The following is a 17,695-nucleotide window of genomic DNA, read 5'->3' on the forward strand; positions in this document are numbered from 1 at the left end:
GCGCCCGTGGGGCCTTCGGCGTGCCGGTTTCCGCTCCCGGGGCGGGGGCTCGGCGTGGTTTTCGCGGGCTAAATACGTGTTCCACGTGGGGGGCGCCGCACCCCCGAGAGGGTGCGGCGCCGCCCATCAGGAATGAGGACAGACCGCGACCGCGCGACGGGCCCGGCCAGGCTCGTTGGCGGGCCGGCCCGGTGAGCTGATACAGATGAGTCTCCAGTGATCAAGGAGGCTCGATGAGTCAGCAGACCGCGCCGGTGCGGACCGGGTACGCGCCCGTCAACGGGCTGGAGATGTACTACGAGATCCACGGGTCCGGCGGGACACCGTTACTGCTGCTGCACGGCGGCCTGTTCGACATCGACCTGCAGTTCGGCCGGCTGATCCCGAGCCTGGCCGAGAGCCGGCAGGTGATCGCGGCCGACTTCCAGGGGCACGGCCGGACGAACGACATCGACGACCGCCCGCTGACCGGTATGGACCTGGCCTCGGACGTGGTCGGGCTGCTGGCGCATCTGGACGTGCCGAAGGTGGACGTGTTCGGCTTCAGCGTCGGCGGCGTGGTGGCGCTGCAGCTGGCGATCAAACATCCGGAGCTGCTCCGGAAGGCGATCATCTCGTCGGCGTCGTTCGACCGCGACGGCGACCGGCCGGAGAACGCCCAGTCGGTGGGCACGATGACGGTGGACATGATCGCCGGCACGCCGATGGAGGCCGAGTACATGGCCAAGTCGCCGCATCCGGACCGGGAGCACCTGCAGCGGCTGCTGGACAAGCTCGGCGGCTTCGACCCGGGCAGCGGCTGGTCCGAGGAGGACATCCGCGGGATCGCCGCGCCGACGCTGATCACCGTGGGCGACTGCGACGCGGTGACGCTGGAGCACGCGGTGCGGTTCCTCCAGCTGCGCGGCGGCGACGTGAACGGCGACTTCTACGGAGTCCCGGCCTCGCAGCTCGCCGTCTTCCCCGGCACCACCCACTTCAACGGCCTGGCCCGCACCGACCTGGTCCGCGACGTGGTGCTCACCTTCCTCGACGCTCCGCTGCCCGACGCCTCAAGCTAGCTGTCCCGTCCTGTGCGATTGGGTCCGCGAGCAGGCATCTTGTACGTTTGCGAATCGCGCACGGGGAGCGGAGGAATCTCACACGCGGTCCGGCCTGGGACGGGTGGGAAAATGGCGGGATGACGGAATCCGTGGTTCGTTCCGGCGCCGGTGAGGGCGCCCGTCCGGTCCCCCCGACGGGACGGCAGTTCACGATCGCCGCCGGCGGCTACCGCGCGGTGCTCACCGAGGTGGGCGCCGGGCTGCGGGCCCTGACCTTCGAGGGCCGGCCGCTCGTCGTGGACTACCCCGAGGATCACGCGCCGGTCGGCGGAGCCGGGCAGCTGCTGATCCCCTGGCCGAACCGCGTGAAGGACGGCAGGTACGTGTTCGGCGGGGAGGAGCGCCGGCTCGCCGTCACCGAGCCCAAGACGGGGAACGCCGCCCACGGCTTCGTGCGGTCGCTGCCCTGGACGGTTTCGTCCCGCGACGCCGCGGCGGTCGAGTTCCGGCTGCGGCTGTTCCCCCAGCTCGGCTACCCCCATGTCCTCGACCTCACCGCGGCGTACTCGATCGGGCCCACCGGTCTGCTGGCCGAGGTGAGCGCCGTCAACGTCGGCGGCGGCACCGCGCCGTACGGCATCGGCGCCCACCCCTACCTCACTCTCGGCACGGGCAGGGTCGACGAGGCCGTGCTGGAGCTGCCCGCCGCCGAGTGGGCGCCGGTCGACGACCGTAAGATCCCGACCGGCCGTCGCGACGTGGAGGGCACCGAGTACGACTTCCGGTCCCCCCGGCCGATCGGCTCCCTGGTGCTGGACACGCCGTTCACCGCGCTGGCGCGTGGTGAGGACGGGCTCGTGCGCGTACGGCTGCGCGCGGCCGACGGCTCCCACGGGGTCGAGCTGTGGGCGGGCGACGGCGTCCGGTGGCTGCAGCTGTTCACCGGCGACACCCTCGCCGAGCCGTACCGGCGGGCGGGTGTCGCGGTCGAGCCGATGAGCTGCCCGCCCAACGCGTTCGGCACGGGGGAGGACCTGATCACCCTCGCCCCCGGGGACGGCGTGACCCATCGCTGGGGGATCTCGGCTCTGCCGTCCGGCGGCTGACCCGTCACCCGGCCCGCGATCAGCGCCGCAGGACGAGGAGGAACTCCGCGGTCCCGTGGTCGGACAGCGAGCCGAGCCAGCCATAGTTCTCGGGCCCCTCGACGCCCCAGTCGGCCAGGGCGACGGGGATCGATCCCACGGCCCGCAGCGACGGCCCGTCCCAGCGGCCGGTGACCGTGAAGGTCACCGCGCGGGTGACGCCGCGCAGGGTGAGCCGCCCTGCGGCCGTCGCGGTGGCGGCCGTTCCGGCGGTCGTCGCGGCCCCCAGCGCGAAGGGCCGTGTCAGGGTGAACGTCGCGTCCGGGTGGCTCCGCGTCTCCAGGCTCAGGGCGAGCTGGGGCGGCGCCTTGCCGCCGACCGTGATGGCGGCGAGGCCGACGCGCAGGTTCGCCGAGACGACCTGGCCGTGGGCGACGGCGACGTCGCCGGTGACGGCGCCCGTCCTGCCGACGACGTCGGTGTCGTTGCCCAGGAAGGTCTGGGTGAGCCGGAAGCCCGCAACGGAACCGGGGGCGACGCGCCACGTGCCGTCGGCGTCGCCGGCTCCCACGGCGGGGGCGGCGCCGGACGGAAGCGCCAGAGGGGGCGGCGCGGACCCGGGGGAGAGCGCCGCGGCGGCCACGACGACGAGCACGAGCAGCACAAGCAGCCCCACCCCTCCGCCGATGATCCAGCGGAGCCGGCGACGCCTGCGCGGACGCCGCGTCTCGATGGGGGGAGACAGCGGCATCCGGTCAGCCTCGTTCATGATGTACCGCCTCGCAGGGGGACGACCTCGAAGACCGGGTACCGTGCCGCGATCGCCTCGAACGCTCCGAGGTCCGCGTGCCGGTCGACCCGGATGTGGGGGCGGGCGCCGGGAACCTTTCCCAGGTAGCGCCGGATGATGGGGGCGCGGTCGCGCACCGGCACCTCGGCCAGACGGCACGCGACGCCGCGGCCGTGCCGGACGACCGCCCGTCCACCGGCGGCCCGCACGTTGCGGACCCAGTTGCACTCCTCGCCCAGCATCGAGACGAGATACCACCGCCCGTTCCAGTCGGCCATCCCCAGGGGGAAGCGGGTGATCCGGCCCGAACGGCGCCCGGCGACCTCAAGCGTCACCCAGCGCCGGGGGAGCAGCCCGAGAGCCATCACCCGGGACCAGAAACGCGCGAAGCGCCTGGCCGTCGCGTCGCCCCGGTTGCCGGCGTACATGGCCCGCAGCGCGTCGTCCGAGAAGAGCCCGAGTCTCACCGCGCACCTCCTGTGCCCGCCTCGGCGACATCCGCCGCTGCTAGCGTGGATATCTCTGAAAGTGCAAGTATCAAACTTGAAATACCATGTCTCAATCAGAGTATCGAGGAGGGATGGGGAGTGCAAGGACCGACCGGTCTGGGCCAGCGGCGCCCCCGGCTCAGCGACGAGGAGACCCGCCGCCGGATGCTCGACACCGCGCTGGCGATGGTCAACGGCAGCGGGCTGACCGTGAGCCTCGACCACATCAGCTTCGAGGACGTCATCCGGGACGCGGGTGTTTCCCGCAGCGCCGTCTACCGTCGGTGGCCGTACAAGGACCTGTTCTTCAGCGACCTGCTCAAGGAGCTCGCGCGGGCGGCGGCGCCCGCCGAGGCGGTCAACGAGCAGACGGCCAAGGAGACGCTCGACGCCGTGCTGTCGGCGCACCGCGGCGGCCTGGCCTCCGCGAGCGGCCGGCACGATCTCATCAGTGAGCTGATCCGGCAGGGGGCGGCGGCGGACTTCGAGGCGGTCTACCACTCCATGGAGTGGCGCACCTACCTGGCGCTGCACGCCACGTTCCTGAGCCTGTCCGGCGGGGAGCTGCGCGACGAGGTCCAGGCCGCGCTCGCGCGGGCGGAGCAGGGGTTCGTCGAGCGCATCGCCCGGAGCTGGGAGCGCGTCGCGACGCTGCTGGGCTACCGGCTCCGCCCGGAGGCCGGCGGCGGCTTCGAGACCATCGCCACCCTGGCGGCCGGGACCATGCGCGGCCTGGTGACCATGGCGCTGTCCAACCCCGAGGTGGAGACCCGCCGGGTCGCGGCCAACCCGGTGGGTGCGAGCGCCGCCGCGCAGTGGTCGCTGTCGGGCCTGGCGGCGGCGAGCATCGCGATGACGTTCCTCGAACCCGACCCGGACGTCGAGTGGGACGAGCGGCGGCTGGCCTCCCTGGAGAGCCTGTTCGACCCGGGTGCGTGACGGACCGCGTCATGGCGTCAGGCCGCCGAACGCCGTGCGGCTGATCCTGATCCCTGGAGACGGACGTCGGTTCGCCCGTCCGGAGCCGGCGGGCACGGATTTCAGCTAATTTCACGACACGGCGTGATAGTGAGGAAGCTCTTCGGGTAATCCCCTTGAGTCTCACCGGCCCCATACGTCCCCGGTGAGCTGCGCCGACCCGGCGTCAGAGGATGTCGTCGGCGGTCGAGAGTGCGGTGCCAGGTAACGAAAGGGCGGTTGACCGGAAACAATCTTGTTTCTTTGAATTCACATGACTGCGTAGAGTGCCGTATCTTAGCTGTGGGAGCGCTCCCATGAGCCTAAGGAGGCGCGCGCGTGACTCTCCCCTTCGGTACTGCGCCGTATGACGCGGCACCCGTGTGGACCGCCGAGTGCCTCCTGCCCGCCGTCCCTGCGAGCGTCGGCGAGGCCAGAGCCTTGGTCCGTCGCGAGCTGGACCGCTGGGGCGTCGAGCGGCTGATCGACGACTGCTCTCTTATCGTGAGCGAGCTGGCCGCCAACGTGGTCTGCCATGGGGGCACCGTCTTCACCCTGAGGCTGGGCAGCGACGGCAACTGGGTCTACGGCGAGATCTTCGACCAGGGCGAGGGCCTGCCCCGCCAGCGGGAGTCGGACCTGGACTCCACCGACGGGCGGGGCCTGCTCATCGTGGGCGAGCTCGCCGACGACTGGGGCGTCGCCAGGTCCGGCCGGGGCGGCAAGACCGTCTGGTTCGTGACGGGCGCGGAGAGGCCGTCGGACCTGCCGATCGTCCCGTCCCGCTCCCGCATCGCCGTCGGTTGAAGCGATCACTCCCGCGCTGAGCCGGAGCCGCCCCCGGAGTTGAGCTGACGGCGGCTCCCCCTGCCTGGCGGAGAGTCAGCGCAGTGTGGACGGCGAGCCGTCGAGCCGCGCCAGCACCGCTCCGGCGATCTCCTCCGGGGCCTGCGCCGCCGTGTCCACGGTCATGTCGGCCACCTCCTGGAAGTGCGCCAGCCGCCGGTCCCGCTGCTCGACGAGCATCTCCACGAGGTCGGGCTTGAAATGCGGCCGGTGAGGGCTCGACTTCATCCGCTCGGCCAGCACCTCGGGCGGGCCGTCGAGGAACACCACGAACGCCGGCGCGAGGGCCTTCCTCGATCCGGGATCGTCGACCGTGCTCGCCGCCGCCGCGATCACCGGCACCGGCTCGGCCGCCAGCGCCTCACGCAGCACCGTGGCCTCGCGCGCGTGCAGTTCGTAGGCGCCGACCTCGGACGCCATCACGGCGGCGGTCGTGCCGTACCTCGCCTCGAGATCGGCGTCGCTGTCCCGCATGGGACGGCCGAGCGCGTCGGCGAGCAGCCGGGCGACCGTGGTCTTCCCCGCGCCCATGAGTCCCATCACCACTACCGGAAATTCCCTCATGAAGGTAATGCTGCCCGGTCATCGGACCCGCAAGCGACGTTTGGAATCCGTGGAGGGGATAGTGCACAAGGCGAAGGAGGAATCGCCATGACCATCGCCGGAAGCATCATCCTCATCATGGTGGGGGCCATCCTGACCTGGGCGGTCGACTTCGCCATCGCGGGTCTCGACATCCAGGTGATCGGGGTGATCCTCATGGTGGGCGGCCTGGCCGGGCTGCTCTTCGGCATCTGGCGTCTGTCGACGCTGCGCCGCCGTGCCGTGATCCCCGCCGTCCCCGCGGACGAGGCCGTCACCCAACGCCAGGTCTACGAGGAGCGCCGCTACAACGACCCGATCTGAGTTTTTCGCGGACTCCGGAGGGAGGCCGACCATGCCAGGACGCAAGGAGCTGCCGTCCACCCTTGAGCGCTCGCCCAAGGAGGCCCAGGAGACGTGGATCAAGGCGCACGACTCCGCCGTCGAGACGTACGGCGAGGGGGAGCGCGCCCATCGCACGGCGTTCTCCGCGCTCAAGCACTCCTTCGAGAAGGTGGGCGACCACTGGGAGAAGAAGGCCGCGCGCGGCCCGTCGGACAAGCAGGCCGAGAAGAGCACGCCCAAGGCCGGCAAGACGGCCGAAGGCGTCGACGCCAACGCCTCCAAGCAGCATCTCTATGACGTCGCCACCCGTCTCGGCATCCCGGGACGATCACGGATGACCAAGGAGGAGCTGGTCGACGCCATCAAGAAGGCCAACCGGCGGGCGACGTCCAAGGCCCGCTGACGGTTTCCGCCGAACACGGCCGGGCGGGCTCTCCCCTGCCCGGCCTTCAGGCGTTCGCGGGAGACGCCGCAGCCCGGATAAGTACGGGTGATGGACGGGCTCCACCGTGCCGGTGATCCAGCGGCGCCGTCCCGCGAACCCCCCGCCGCCGGGGGATTCACGCCGTGGCCGCGCCGCTGGACCGCGGAACTCGCCTTCGCCAGAAGGCCCCCTCAGCGGCGTTCATCAGGGGCTTCTCGTCAGGAGACGACGCCGCCGACCGTGCCGCCGCTCCCACGGGTGAGATCGAGGACCGTACGGCGGATCGCCTGCCTGTCGATGCCGGCCTCCTCCAGCTGCTCGGACGGGGTGGCCGAGCCGGGCATCCCGGTGACCCCGAGCTTCACGAGAGGCACCGGTGTGCTCGCGAGGGCGGCGAGCACGGCGTCGCCGAGGCCGCCCTCCGGCCAGTGGTCCTCCACGGTGACCACTCGCCCGGTCGACGTGCACATCGTGCGCAGCTCGTCCGAGTCGAGCGGCTTGATCGAGTAGGCGTCGATCACGGTCACCGAGACGCCGTCCTCCTCCAGCAGCTCGGCGGCGGCGAGGGCCTCGTGGACGGTCACGCCCGCGGCGACGACCGTGGCGTGCCCGCCGGTGCGCAGGATCTTGCACTCGCCCACCGGGAACGTCTCGTCCGGCCCGTAGATCACGGGCGTCTCTCCCCTGGTGGTACGCAGGTAGCGGACGCCCTTCAGGTCCGCCGTCTCGGCGACCAGCCGGGCCGTCTGGTTGGCGTCGCACGGATAGAGCACGGTGCTGCCGTGGACGGCGCGGAACGCGGCCAGGTCCTCCAGGCCCATCTGCGACGGCCCGTCCTGGCCGATCGACACCCCGCCGTGCGAGCCCACCAGGCAGATGTCGGCCCTGCTGATCGCGGCCATCCGGACGAAGTCGTAGGCCCTGGTCAGGAACGCGGCGAAGGTCACGGCGTACGGCTTCCATCCGCGCGCCTGCATGCCGGTCGCCGCCGCCACCATCTGCTGCTCGGCGATGTAGCACTCGAAGAACCGCTCGGGATGCGCGGTGGCGAAGGCCTCCAGCTTCGTGGAGTCGCCCACCTCGCCGTCCAGCGCGACGACGTCGCCCCGGGCGGTGCCCAGCGCGGCGAGCGCCTCGCCGAACGCCGTGCGGGTCGCGACGTCCGCACCCACCTTGTACGACGGCAGCTGGAGCTCCCCGCCGCTGAACTCGTACGGCGTGGCGGGGCCGGTGGGCGGGTGGACCTGCACGGTGATGCTCCTGGGGCCGCCGAGCTCGGTGATCGCCCGCTCCGCGTCGTCCAGCGGCTTGCCGTGCCTGCCCTCCCTGTCCTCTACAGCGGACACCCCGAAGCCCTTGCACGTGCGGGCCAGGATCGCGGTGGGGCGGCGGCGGGTGCTGCGGGCGTCGGCGAGGGCGTAGTCGATCTGGCCCGCGTCATGCCCGTCGATCTCGATGGTGTGCCAGCCGAAGGCGCCGATCCGGCGTGCGTACGCCGAAAGGTCCCAGCCGTGCCGGGTGGGGCCGCGCTGCCCGAGCCGGTTCACGTCGATGATCGCGGTCAGGTTGGCCAGGCCCTCGTGGCCCGCGTGTTCGAAGGCCTCCCACATCGAGCCCTCGGCCAGCTCGCCGTCACCGCACAGGACCCACACCTGGTACGGCAGGCGGTCGAGCTTGCGGCCGGCCAGGGCCAGCCCGACGCCGGCGGGCAGCCCGAAGCCGAGCGACCCGGTGGCCACGTCGACGAAGGGCACCCGGGGGGTGGGGTGGCCCTCCAGCAGGCTGCCCCGGCTGCGGAAGGTCAGCAACTCCTCGTCGGTGACGACGCCCGCCGCCTTGAGCATCGCGTACAGCAGCGGCGAGGCGTGGCCCTTGGAGAAGATCAGATGATCGTTGGAGGGGTTGGCGGGGTCGCCGACGTCCACGCGGAGGTGGCGGGCGAGCAGCACGGCCATCAGCTCGGCGGCCGACATCGAGGATGTCGGATGGCCCGAGCCGGCGGCCGACGAGGCGCGCACCGAGTCCACTCTCAACTGGGCCGCGAGTTCGCAGAGGGATCGATAGTCAAGCTCGTCCATCGCCGACGACTACCCCATCAAATGGCTTCGTATCGCCAACGAAGGTACAACGCTTCGCTTATCTCTTTTTTCGAGATATGTCCGGGTTCAGCGGCGACGGCGGCGGAGGACGAGCCCCGTGGCGGCGGCGAGCCCCGCGCCGGCGGCGGTGACCAGCCGGCGGTGCTGGGACATCCACACCTGGAGGCTGCGCCCGTGGGACTTGTCGTCGAACTCGCCGTGCGCGCCGTAGTCGTGGTGCTCGTCGGCCGGCTCCCAGAGATTGGACACCCCGGTGGGCGACTTGTCGGCCAGCTGCGACTTCACCCCGGTTCTGGCCAGGTAGCGGTCGAGGAGGGCGGGGGCGAACCGCTGCCCCAGAATGCTCGCCCCGGTCATCACGCCGACCCAGTACTCCTTGCGTTCCGGATGTTCGGCGGCGAACACCATCGCGCGGGCCGCGACCTCCGGCTGGTAGATGGGCGGCACCGGCTGCGGGTGGCGCCGCATCTTGTTGAGCCCCCAGCCGAACTGCGGCGTGTTCAGCGCGGGAAGCTGCACCATGGTGATCTTCACGCCGGAGTCCTCGGCGAGCAGCTCGGTCCTGACCGACTCGGTGAACCCGTTGATCGCGTGCTTGGCCCCGCAGTACGCCGACTGGAGCGGGATGGACCGGTAGGCGAGCGCCGAGCCCGCCTGCACGATCACGCCCTTGTCCCGCGGCTTCATCACCTCCAGCGCGGCCCGGGTGCCCCACACGTAGCCCAGGTACGTCACGCGGGTCGTCCGCTCGAACTCCTCAGGAGTGATCTCCAGGAAGGGCGCGAAGACCGTGGTGAAGGCGATGTTGATCCACACGTCGATCGGGCCGAGCTCGGCCTCGATCTGCTGGGCGGCCTGCCGTACCTGGTCGTAGTCGGCGACGTCGGCGGTGAAGACCTTCGCGGTCCCGCCCTCCGCGCCCACGTCCACGGCCGCGCCGGCCAGACCGGCCTCCCCGCGTGCGATCAGGGCGACGACCGCCCCCTCGTTGCCGAGCTGCCGGACGACGGCGCGGCCCACGCCGCCGCTCGCCCCGGTCACCACCACGACCTTGTCGCTGAGGCTCACCTGATCATCCTCTCGATTCCGGGCCGCCGCCGAGTCTGCGCTGCTTGCGCACGGCGAGCACCATGTTCAGCACGACGATCACGACGACCACCGCCACGACCCCGGTCAGCCACCACAGCCGCCCGACGATCGACAAGATCCCCACTGCCACGCAGAACACCAGCACGAACGATCCGATGCGGATCCGGATCACGTCCATCGGCGTGGCGGGCACCATGGGCTTTCCGGTCGGCGATCGCTGTTCCTCACTCATGCCTGGCCCCCTACCCTCGGATTGTTTCGACTATCGCGGTGGTGGACCGGCCGGGCACGCAACCCGGCGCCCGCACCTCACCGCCGAGTTGAGGCGAGCGTCACGCCCCCGGCGACGGCCGTGACTTCGCCGGGGTGTTGAGCGTCTCTTCCGTCATGTCAGGGCGGCTACCCCCCGAGACGCAGCGAAAACAACCGGCCCACCTGCCCCGACCATCGGTTTGGGGGCCTTCCTGTGGGGTAGCCGGGATCAGACGTCGCTCCAACGAGAGCCCGGCCCGGGGTGAGCCGGACGCGTTCGACGAATGGGGGTGCCTCATGGAAGACGGCACTGGGCGGCGGGCCAGAGGCGGCTCGCACCCATGAGCGCGCTCCTCGTCGAAGGCGTCGAGCGGATCGCCGTGCTGAGGGCCAACGCTCTCGGTGACCTCCTGCTCGCGCTTCCCGCCATCGAGGCCCTGCGGAGGGCCTATCCGGCCGCGAAGATCACGTTGCTCGGCCGCGACTGGCACGCCAGGTTCCTGCGGAACCGGCCGGGGCCGGTGGACGAGGTGGTCGCCCTGCCGCCGATCTCGGGTGTGTCGTCGCCGCCCGACGGGTCGAGCGCCCCCGAGGGGCTGTACCAGGACCTTCGTGAGCGCCGGTTCGACCTCGCCGTCCAGATGCACGGCGGGGGACGCAACTCCAACCCCTTCATCCGCCGCCTCGGCGCCCGGATCACCGCCGGGCTGTGCACCCCCGACGCCGAACGGCTCGATCGATGGGTGCCGTACGTGCCCTTCCAGCACGAGACGCTGCGCCACCTGGAGGTGGCCGGGCTGCTCGGCGCGGCGGCCGGCGACATCGAGCCGAGGGTGACGGTGGTCCGGGAGGACTGGGCCGAGCTGAACAGGACCCTGGGCAGGCTGCCGCGCGGCCTCGTCGCGATCCATCCCGGCGCGGGGGACCGGCGCAGGCGCTGGCCGCCCGAGCGGTTCGCCGAGGTCGCCGACCGGCTGCACCGGCCGGCCGTGGTGACCGGCACGGAGGAGGAGCGCGACGTCGTCGAGCGGGTGGTCGCCGCCATGAAGCGGCCGGCCAGAGCGGTGATCGGAGAGCTGTCGCTCGGCGGGCTCACCGCGCTGTACGCCGCCTGCGACCTGCTGGTCTCCAACGACACCGGGCCGCGCCACCTCGCCGCGGCGACCGGCACGCCGACCGTTGGCATCTACTGGTGCGGCAATCTCATCAACTGGGGCCCGCTGAGCAGGCGGCTGAACCGGCCGCTGATCTCGTGGATCACCCGCTGCCCGGTCTGCGGCTCCGCGAGCACGGGCACCGGCATGCGGGAGTGCGGGCACCGCGACGTCTCGTGGGTCGGCGACGTGTCCGTGGACGACGTGGTGGAACAGGCGTGGGATCTGCTTCGATGACGACTTCGGCGACGGCCGCGAAGACCGCCCCCGCGACGGCCCCTACGACGGCCCCTACGACGGCCCCTACGACGGCCACCGCAGCGGCCACCGCGACGGCTTCGACGGCGGCCGGGACGACCCTGCGCCCCAGCGACCCGAAGGAGCCGGGGATCAGGCGCCGCCGCCGCGGGCGCGGGTTCGGCTACACCTGGGCGTCCGGCCGTCCCGTGAAGGACCGTGCGACCATGCGCCGGATCAGAGCGCTGGCCATCCCGCCCGCCTGGACCGACGTGTGGATCTGCGCCTCGCCCGACGGCCACCTCCAGGCCGTCGGCACCGACTCGGCCGGCCGCCGCCAGTACCGCTACCACGACGAGTGGCGCAGGCAGCAGGACGAGGCGAAGTTCGACCACGTGCTGTCCATGGCCGAGCGGCTGCCCGGCTTCCGCGAGCGCGTGACCGCGGATCTGCGGGGAGAGGAGCTGACCAGGGAGCGGGTGCTGGCCACCGCCGCGCGGATGCTCGACATCGGGTTCTTCCGCGTCGGCGGTGAGGAGTACACCGACTCATACGGCCTGGCGACACTGCGCACCTCCCACGTGACCTGCCGCGACGGCGTCGTCGTGTGCCGCTACCTCGCCAAGGGCCGCAAGGAGCGTGAGCAGGTGCTGACCGACTCCGACGTCTGCTCGGTCGTCGGCGAGCTGAGCAGGCGGCACAGGGGAGAGCTGCTGCGCTACCGCGGCGAGGACGGGTGGGTGGACGTCCGCAGCGCCGACATCAACGCCTACCTCAAAGAGGTCTTCGGGATGGAGGTCTCCGCCAAGGACTTCCGCACCTGGCACGCCACGGTCCTGGCCGCCGTCGGGCTCGCCGTCTCCAAGCCGGTCCGCAGCTCGGCGGGGCGGAAGAAGGCCGTGTCGAGGGTGATGAAGGAGGTTTCGGAGTATCTCGGCAACACCCCCGCCGTGGCCCGCGCCTCCTACGTGGACCCGCGCCTGGTGGAGATGTACGAGCGGGGCAAGACCATCCCGCTCGACCGGCTGGGCGAGGACACCGGCGAAGGGCGGCTCGCCACCCACGGGCCCGTCGAGCGGGCCGTCATCGCACTCCTGCGGCGAGCGCCCTCTCGGCGGCCCTGACGACGTCGCCGGCGGCGATGTGCGATCTCACGGTGGCCCCCTCGTGGAGCACCGGGTGCCGCCGGCCGTCCGGGGCCGACACCACCACCGAGGGCGTGCCGTACGACGTGGCGAGCTGGGCCATGCCGGGGTCGCCGCTGATGACCAGCCGTGCCCCGGCGACGAGGGCGCACAGCTCGCGCAGGCTCGTCCGCCCGGCGAGCACGATCTGCGGAGGCAGCACGGCCCGCGTGGCGACCAGCAGGGCCATCGGCCGCTCCCGCCGGTTCCCGGTGATCGCCAGGGGCAGCCCCTCTTCCGAGAGCGTCCGCGCGACCTCGGCGAACCGGTCGGGCGGCCAGGGCAGCGACGCTCCCCCGGCGCCGGGGTGGAGCACCACCGCCCCCGGCGCCGGGCTGGCGACCATCGGGGTGGGAAGCCGCAGGTCCTCCGGGTCGGCCGGCACTCCGTGCCACTCCAGCAGCCGGCACCACCGCAGGACGTCGTTCTCCGCTGGGTTCCACCGGGGCCCCTTGACCCAGGGCAGCGCCTCGTGAGCGTACGCCCACAGGCTGCGGGGGAGCGTGGCCAGCAGGACGCGGTGGCTCTGCGGGCCGGCGCCGTGCAGGTTCACGGCCAGATCCAGCGGGAGCGGCGGATGGTCGCCGTCCTGCTCGCCGGGAACGGGCCAGGTCAGCGGCCCCAGGCCGCCGGCGGGGAGGAGGCGGTCCACCGCCCCCGTCAACGCCGCCAGCTCGCTGAGCTCCGGCGGGCAGGCCAGCACGACGCGCAGCCCGCTACGCCGCAGGGCGCGCAGCGCCGGCACCGCGGTGAGCAGGCCGCCGATGCCCTGTGACCTCAGGACGAGGGCCGTCATGCTCATGAGCGGACCTCGCCGGCCGGTCCACTCACCATGCAGGCGTTCATGAGGCGTTCCTCTCCAGGGTGTGCGCCGACAGGACCCGCTCGTAGGTGGCGAGGGTCTCGCCGGCGATGCGGCTCCAGCGGTACCTGGCCCTGGCCCGGTCGGCCCCCGCGATGCCGAACGCCGTGCGCCGCACCCGGTCGTCGAGCAGCCGGCGCAGCGCCCGCGCGAGCACGGCGGGCTGGCGCGGCGGCACCAGGATGCCGGTGACGCCGTTGACGACCGTCTCCTTCTGCCCGCCGACGGCCGAGGCGACCACGGGCACCCCGCACGCCATCGCCTCGAGCGCCACCATGCCGAACGGCTCGTACCAGGGGACGGAGACGACGGCGGTGGACGAGCGCATCAGCGCGGGAAGCGCCTCGCGGCTGACCCGGCCGAGGAAGGTCACCCGGTCGGACACGCCGGCCTGCGCCGCCAGCCACCGCAGCCGGGTCACCTCGGGATCGCGGTGCAGCTCGTTGGAGGAGGGGCCGCCGGCGATGACCAGCTCGGCGTCCTTGAGGTACTGCAGGGCCCGGATCGTGGTGTCCACGCCCTTGCGCGGCACGAGGCGGCCGACCGTCAGCAGCCGCGGGCGCTCGGGCCGTTCGAGCGGCTCGACGTGAGGATTGAAGGTCTCCACGTCCACGCCGCAGGGCACCACGCGGGTGGCCCGGCGCGGGACCCGCATGCGGATCAGCTCGTCGACCTCGTCCGTGCAGGTCGCGATGACCGCGTCGACGCGCCTGCCGATCTCGGCCTCGGCGTCGATCCGGTCGCGGGGGCTGGTGTCCGCCGGGCCCTGGTGGCGCCGCTTGACGCTGCCGAGCGCGTGGAAGGTGTGGACCACGGGGATCCGGAGCCTGTCCGCGGCTTCGAGCGCGGCCAGGCCGCTCATCCAGAAGTGGCTGTGCACGAGATCGGGGCGGTCGAACAGCCACCGGTCGTGCAGCCACTTACCGAACTGGGGGACCCAGGGAAGGATCTCGTCCTTGGGGATCTCGGCGGCGGGACCCGCCGGGACGTGGACGACGGTCACCCCCGGCCCGAAGGTGACGCTCTCCGGAAGGTCCTCGCGGTCCTTACGGGTGTAGACGGTGACCTCATGGCCTGCCTCGGCGATTTCGCGGGCCAGCGCGGCGACGTGAACGTTCTGGCCGCCGGCGTCCACTCCGCCGAGTGTGGCGAGGGGGCTGGCGTGCTCCGAGACCATGGCGATCTTCACTGGGGTTCCTCCATGAACGGCGGTGGCGGTTACCCGGCTCGGGGGTCAAGGAGTCCAGGTGAGACGGCGCGTGGACCGGGCGGACGACGACGCCCGTGACGGTGCGCACGAGGGGTCCGCTCCGATGCGGACGAGACGGTCCGGGAAAAAGACGGCCGGGGAAAGGTGGCCGGGAGAAAGCGCGATGGCGTCGATGCCGCTGTCGGCGGGAGTCGCCGGGAGGGAGGAGGCCCCATCGCCGCCGGCGATCTGTTCACCGCTGACCAGATCGGCTGTGATCTGCTCAGCCATGATCTGCTCAGCGCTGATCAGATCGAGGCGAGGGGAGAGCCGGTGACCCGTTCCCAAGACGCTCCTCCATGTCGGCATGCTCACGCCAAGGAGGTACCTGCGTCTTAGGCACCGGACTTGTCCTTAACCATAACCAGCCAGGTGCTCGTCAAACCAGTGGTTTCGTCATTAAAGGGCCGGGCAGCGCTAGGCGTAAGAGGACCGAGGGGGAAGCCATGGAGACGCCGCAGTACGTCGCCGCCCGCGTCCAGCGGGCCCTTGCGGAGGACGACAGGACGAATGAGCTGGGCATTCGGGTCGACGTACGGGGAGAGCAGGTGTACTTGAGAGGGCAGGTGTCGTGCGACGAGCGGCGGCACCAGATCGAGAACGTCGCGAAGGAGGCGGCTCCCGGCCTGCGGGTGCACAACGAGCTCACCCTCGTCGAGGTCCAGGAGCCGGGGGAGGAGGAGCACCTGTGACGGAGTTGCGGATCGCCGCGGTCGCGGACATCCACCTGGGCGAGGACCTGCGCGGTCACTATCGCAAGAAGCTCGAGGGCATCGAGCAGCGCGCGGACGTCCTGCTGGTGGGGGGCGACCTGACCAGGCACGGGACCGTCGTCGAGGGCCGGGTGGTCGCCGACGAGCTGCGCGACCTGCCCATCCCCGTCGTGGCGGTGCTGGGCAACCACGACTACCACTCCGACGAGAACGAGGCGATCGTCGCCATCCTCCGGGACGCCGGGATCGTCGTCCTCGACGACGAGGGCGTGGTGGTCCCGGTCGACGGCGTACGGCTCGGTGTGGCCGGAGGCAAGGGATTCGGCGGCGGGTTCGCCGGGAAGTGCGCGAGCGACTTCGGTGAGCCGGAGACCAAGGCGTTCGTCAGGCACACCAAGGACATCGCGGAGCGGTGGCGCCGGGCGCTGAAGGACCTGGACGCCGACCACAAGATCGTGCTGAGCCACTACTCGCCCGTCAAGGACACGCTGATGGGGGAGCCGAAGGAGATCTATCCCTTCCTCGGCAGCTACATGCTGGCGGAGGCGGCCGACGCGGAGGGCGCGGAGCTGTTCATCCACGGGCACGCCCACGCGGGCACTGAGAAGGGCGTCACGCCCGGCGGCATCCGCGTTCGCAACGTCGCCCTTCCGGTCATCAAGCACGCTTACACCGTCTACTGCCTCAACGGCGAGGACTGCTGACAGGGCTGCCGCAGCGCCCGTCGTCGGTCCTGCGGCTTACTGGTCCTCCGGCCTGTCGGGGCGGGCCGGCGCGGCGCAGAGGTTCGGCGGGACCGGCGCGCATCGACGCGCCGGTCCGCCGAAGGTGGGCAAGGGACGGGTTCCGCCACCATGCGGCCCGGGGGCCGTGGGCAGCATCAGGGGGCGGAGGCCGTCCCGGTCGGCCGGTCTCCGCCCCCTCGTAGAGGGTCCGGTTAGGGATTGAAGATGCTGACGCCCCCAGGGCCGACGAGGAATCCGAGGACGATGAGGACGATCCCCCAGAGGATGTCCCGACGGGCCAGGATGACGTAGATCCCGGCAATCACCAGTACCACGGCGATGATCCAGAGCAGAGTAGCCATGGCCCTCCACTGCCCTGACAAAGGGCCTCGTAACATCATCCACGCTCACGACTCAGGGAATTTGCCGCCGAATCACCCGCTGTGACGTTTGCTTTACGGTTTTCGGGCAGGGGCGGGATATGACGACCTTCGGATATTTCCTGTCCAGTGAGGAGCACGATCCCAAGGAGCTGGTCCGGCAGGCCCGGCTGGCGGAGGAGGCGGGCTTCGAGGCCCTGTGGATCTCCGACCACTTCCACCCGTGGCTCGACGAGCAGGGCCAGGGCTCGTTCGTGTGGTCGGTCATCGGCGCGCTGTCCGAGGCGACGTCCCTGCCGGTGACGACGGCCGTGACCTGCCCGCTGATCCGCATCCACCCGGCGATCATCGCCCAGGCCGCGGCGACCGCGCAGATCCTGCTCGACGGCCGGTTCCGCCTCGGCGTGGGGACCGGTGAGGCGCTGAACGAGCACATCCTCGGGGACGCCTGGCCGCCAGCGGAGGAGCGCCAGCGAATGCTGGAAGAGGCCGTCGAGGTGATCCGCCGGCTGTGGACCGGTGAGCTCGTGACGCACCGCGGCGACTTCTACGACGTCGACACCGCGCGTCTGTACTCCCTGCCGGAGCAGCCGCCGCCGATCTACATCTCCGGCTTCGGGCCCAAGGCGATCGAGCTCGCCGGACGGCTCGGCGACGGGTACGTCTCCGTGTCGCCGGAGAGCGACGCCGTCGAGGCGTTCCACAAGGCCGGCGGTGAGGGCAAGCCCGCGGCGGGAGGGCTCAAGGTGTGCTGGTCGCAGGACGAGGCACGGGCCCGGGAGACCGTCCATCGGCTCTGGCCGACCCAGGGCATCCCCGGCGAGGCCGCCCAGCTCCTGCCGCTGCCCCGGCACTTCGCCCAGCTCGCCGAGCTGGTCACCGAGGAGGCGGCCACCGAGTCGGTGCCCTGCGGACCTTCGACCGAGGCGCACGTCGCGGCGGTCCGGCAGTTCGTGGACGCCGGCTACGACGAGGTGTACGTCTCCCAGATCGGGCCGGAGCAGGACGGATTCTTCTCGTTCTACTCCAAGGAGGTCCTGCCCCGTCTCCGCGAAGAGCGCCAAGCCTAGAAGAGCGCCGAGGCCGGGGGCCGGCGGGGGGGGGGGGGGGGGAACCCACCCGCCCCCGCGGGGGGGCCCCCGCCCCCGCACCCGGGGGGGAGGGGGGGGGGGGGTGTGGGAGGAAGTGGGC

At 71.7% G+C, this 17,695-nt stretch carries 21 protein-coding genes; 11 read left to right on the forward strand and 10 right to left on the reverse strand.

Features of this window, described 5'->3' with window-relative positions:
* Positions 1-233 precede the first annotated feature (233 nt).
* A complete protein-coding gene (locus tag AB0B72_RS39340; RefSeq protein WP_367744833.1) occupies positions 234-1,061 on the forward strand; it encodes an alpha/beta fold hydrolase in 828 nt (275 codons plus the stop codon).
* Positions 1,062-1,180: 119 nt separating this feature from the next.
* Positions 1,181-2,149 carry an aldose 1-epimerase family protein gene (locus AB0B72_RS39345; protein ID WP_367744834.1) on the forward strand — a complete coding sequence of 323 codons (969 nt, stop codon included), beginning with the start codon at positions 1,181-1,183 and terminating at the stop codon, positions 2,147-2,149.
* Positions 2,150-2,168: 19 nt separating this feature from the next.
* On the opposite strand, the gene AB0B72_RS39350 is transcribed toward AB0B72_RS39345, so the two are convergent.
* Positions 2,169-2,897 carry a YceI family protein gene (locus AB0B72_RS39350; protein ID WP_367744836.1) on the reverse strand — a complete coding sequence of 243 codons (729 nt, stop codon included), beginning with the start codon at positions 2,895-2,897 and terminating at the stop codon, positions 2,169-2,171.
* Positions 2,894-3,385: a nitroreductase/quinone reductase family protein gene (locus tag AB0B72_RS39355; RefSeq protein WP_367744838.1), complete on the reverse strand. Its 492-nt coding sequence runs from the start codon at positions 3,383-3,385 to the stop codon at positions 2,894-2,896. Before AB0B72_RS39355 ends, AB0B72_RS39350 begins: the two co-directional genes overlap by 4 nt.
* Before the next feature lie 120 nt (positions 3,386-3,505).
* Here AB0B72_RS39355 and AB0B72_RS39360 point away from each other — a divergent pair, with 120 nt between their 5' ends.
* Both AB0B72_RS39360 and AB0B72_RS39365 read left to right on the forward strand, forming a co-directional pair.
* Positions 3,506-4,345 (forward strand): TetR/AcrR family transcriptional regulator, encoded by an 840-nt coding sequence (locus AB0B72_RS39360; RefSeq protein WP_367744840.1) that lies wholly within the window; start codon positions 3,506-3,508, stop codon positions 4,343-4,345.
* A gap of 357 nt (positions 4,346-4,702) precedes the next feature.
* Positions 4,703-5,170, forward strand: a complete 468-nt coding sequence (locus tag AB0B72_RS39365) for an ATP-binding protein (protein WP_367744841.1) — start codon at positions 4,703-4,705, stop codon at positions 5,168-5,170.
* A gap of 75 nt (positions 5,171-5,245) precedes the next feature.
* Here the strand turns inward: AB0B72_RS39365 and AB0B72_RS39370 are convergent, their stop codons facing one another.
* Positions 5,246-5,773 (reverse strand): shikimate kinase, encoded by a 528-nt coding sequence (locus tag AB0B72_RS39370; RefSeq protein WP_367744843.1) that lies wholly within the window; start codon positions 5,771-5,773, stop codon positions 5,246-5,248.
* Between the two features lie 87 nt (positions 5,774-5,860).
* Here AB0B72_RS39370 and AB0B72_RS39375 point away from each other — a divergent pair, with 87 nt between their 5' ends.
* Both AB0B72_RS39375 and AB0B72_RS39380 read left to right on the forward strand, forming a co-directional pair.
* Positions 5,861-6,115 (forward strand): DUF6458 family protein, encoded by a 255-nt coding sequence (locus AB0B72_RS39375; protein WP_367744845.1) that lies wholly within the window; start codon positions 5,861-5,863, stop codon positions 6,113-6,115.
* Positions 6,116-6,146: 31 nt separating this feature from the next.
* Positions 6,147-6,539, forward strand: a complete 393-nt coding sequence (locus AB0B72_RS39380; RefSeq protein WP_367744847.1) for a ChaB family protein — start codon at positions 6,147-6,149, stop codon at positions 6,537-6,539.
* Positions 6,540-6,778: 239 nt separating this feature from the next.
* Here AB0B72_RS39380 and AB0B72_RS39385 read toward each other — a convergent pair whose 3' ends face one another.
* From AB0B72_RS39385 to AB0B72_RS39395, 3 genes are all read right to left on the reverse strand, one after another.
* Positions 6,779-8,638 carry a transketolase gene (locus AB0B72_RS39385; RefSeq protein WP_367744849.1) on the reverse strand — a complete coding sequence of 620 codons (1,860 nt, stop codon included), beginning with the start codon at positions 8,636-8,638 and terminating at the stop codon, positions 6,779-6,781.
* 87 nt (positions 8,639-8,725) lie between these two features.
* On the reverse strand, positions 8,726-9,727 hold the full coding sequence (locus tag AB0B72_RS39390) for an SDR family oxidoreductase (RefSeq protein ID WP_367744850.1): 1,002 nt from the start codon (positions 9,725-9,727) through the stop codon (positions 8,726-8,728).
* Positions 9,728-9,731: 4 nt separating this feature from the next.
* Complete coding sequence (locus AB0B72_RS39395; RefSeq protein WP_367744851.1) at positions 9,732-9,980, reverse strand: hypothetical protein; 249 nt, start codon at positions 9,978-9,980, stop codon at positions 9,732-9,734.
* 361 nt (positions 9,981-10,341) lie between these two features.
* Here AB0B72_RS39395 and AB0B72_RS39400 point away from each other — a divergent pair, with 361 nt between their 5' ends.
* The gene (locus AB0B72_RS39400) at positions 10,342-11,391 is read left to right on the forward strand and encodes a glycosyltransferase family 9 protein (protein WP_367744852.1); all 1,050 of its coding nucleotides are present in this window, start codon (positions 10,342-10,344) and stop codon (positions 11,389-11,391) included.
* Positions 11,388-12,515: a DNA topoisomerase IB gene (locus AB0B72_RS39405; protein ID WP_367744853.1), complete on the forward strand. Its 1,128-nt coding sequence runs from the start codon at positions 11,388-11,390 to the stop codon at positions 12,513-12,515. Before AB0B72_RS39400 ends, AB0B72_RS39405 begins: the two co-directional genes overlap by 4 nt.
* Here the strand turns inward: AB0B72_RS39405 and AB0B72_RS39410 are convergent.
* The 3 genes from AB0B72_RS39410 to AB0B72_RS39420 are packed head-to-tail and all read right to left on the reverse strand — an operon-like array spanning position 12,475 to position 14,917.
* Positions 12,475-13,377, reverse strand: coding sequence for a glycosyltransferase family 9 protein (locus AB0B72_RS39410; protein ID WP_367744854.1), 903 nt, complete (start codon positions 13,375-13,377; stop codon positions 12,475-12,477). The two genes, AB0B72_RS39405 and AB0B72_RS39410, sit on opposite strands and share 41 nt — an antisense overlap.
* Positions 13,378-13,417: 40 nt before the next feature.
* On the reverse strand, positions 13,418-14,626 hold the full coding sequence (locus AB0B72_RS39415; protein WP_367744855.1) for a glycosyltransferase: 1,209 nt from the start codon (positions 14,624-14,626) through the stop codon (positions 13,418-13,420).
* 45 nt (positions 14,627-14,671) lie between these two features.
* The gene (locus tag AB0B72_RS39420) at positions 14,672-14,917 is read right to left on the reverse strand and encodes a hypothetical protein (protein ID WP_367744856.1); all 246 of its coding nucleotides are present in this window, start codon (positions 14,915-14,917) and stop codon (positions 14,672-14,674) included.
* A 215-nt stretch (positions 14,918-15,132) separates the two neighbouring features.
* Here AB0B72_RS39420 and AB0B72_RS39425 point away from each other — a divergent pair, with 215 nt between their 5' ends.
* Complete coding sequence (locus AB0B72_RS39425; protein ID WP_367744857.1) at positions 15,133-15,378, forward strand: BON domain-containing protein; 246 nt, start codon at positions 15,133-15,135, stop codon at positions 15,376-15,378.
* Positions 15,375-16,103, forward strand: a complete 729-nt coding sequence (locus tag AB0B72_RS39430; protein WP_367744858.1) for a metallophosphoesterase — start codon at positions 15,375-15,377, stop codon at positions 16,101-16,103. The genes AB0B72_RS39425 and AB0B72_RS39430 overlap by 4 nt, the downstream gene beginning before the upstream one ends.
* A gap of 233 nt (positions 16,104-16,336) precedes the next feature.
* Here the strand turns inward: AB0B72_RS39430 and AB0B72_RS39435 are convergent, their stop codons facing one another.
* The gene (locus AB0B72_RS39435) at positions 16,337-16,486 is read right to left on the reverse strand and encodes a GPGG-motif small membrane protein (RefSeq protein ID WP_167530303.1); all 150 of its coding nucleotides are present in this window, start codon (positions 16,484-16,486) and stop codon (positions 16,337-16,339) included.
* 119 nt (positions 16,487-16,605) lie between these two features.
* On the opposite strand from AB0B72_RS39435, the gene AB0B72_RS39440 reads away from it, so the two are divergent.
* The gene (locus tag AB0B72_RS39440) at positions 16,606-17,574 is read left to right on the forward strand and encodes a TIGR03557 family F420-dependent LLM class oxidoreductase (protein WP_367744859.1); all 969 of its coding nucleotides are present in this window, start codon (positions 16,606-16,608) and stop codon (positions 17,572-17,574) included.
* The last annotated feature ends 121 nt before the right edge of the window (positions 17,575-17,695 follow it).

Source organism: Microbispora sp. NPDC049125 (assembly GCF_040802045.1).
Taxonomy (GTDB): domain Bacteria; phylum Actinomycetota; class Actinomycetes; order Streptosporangiales; family Streptosporangiaceae; genus Microbispora.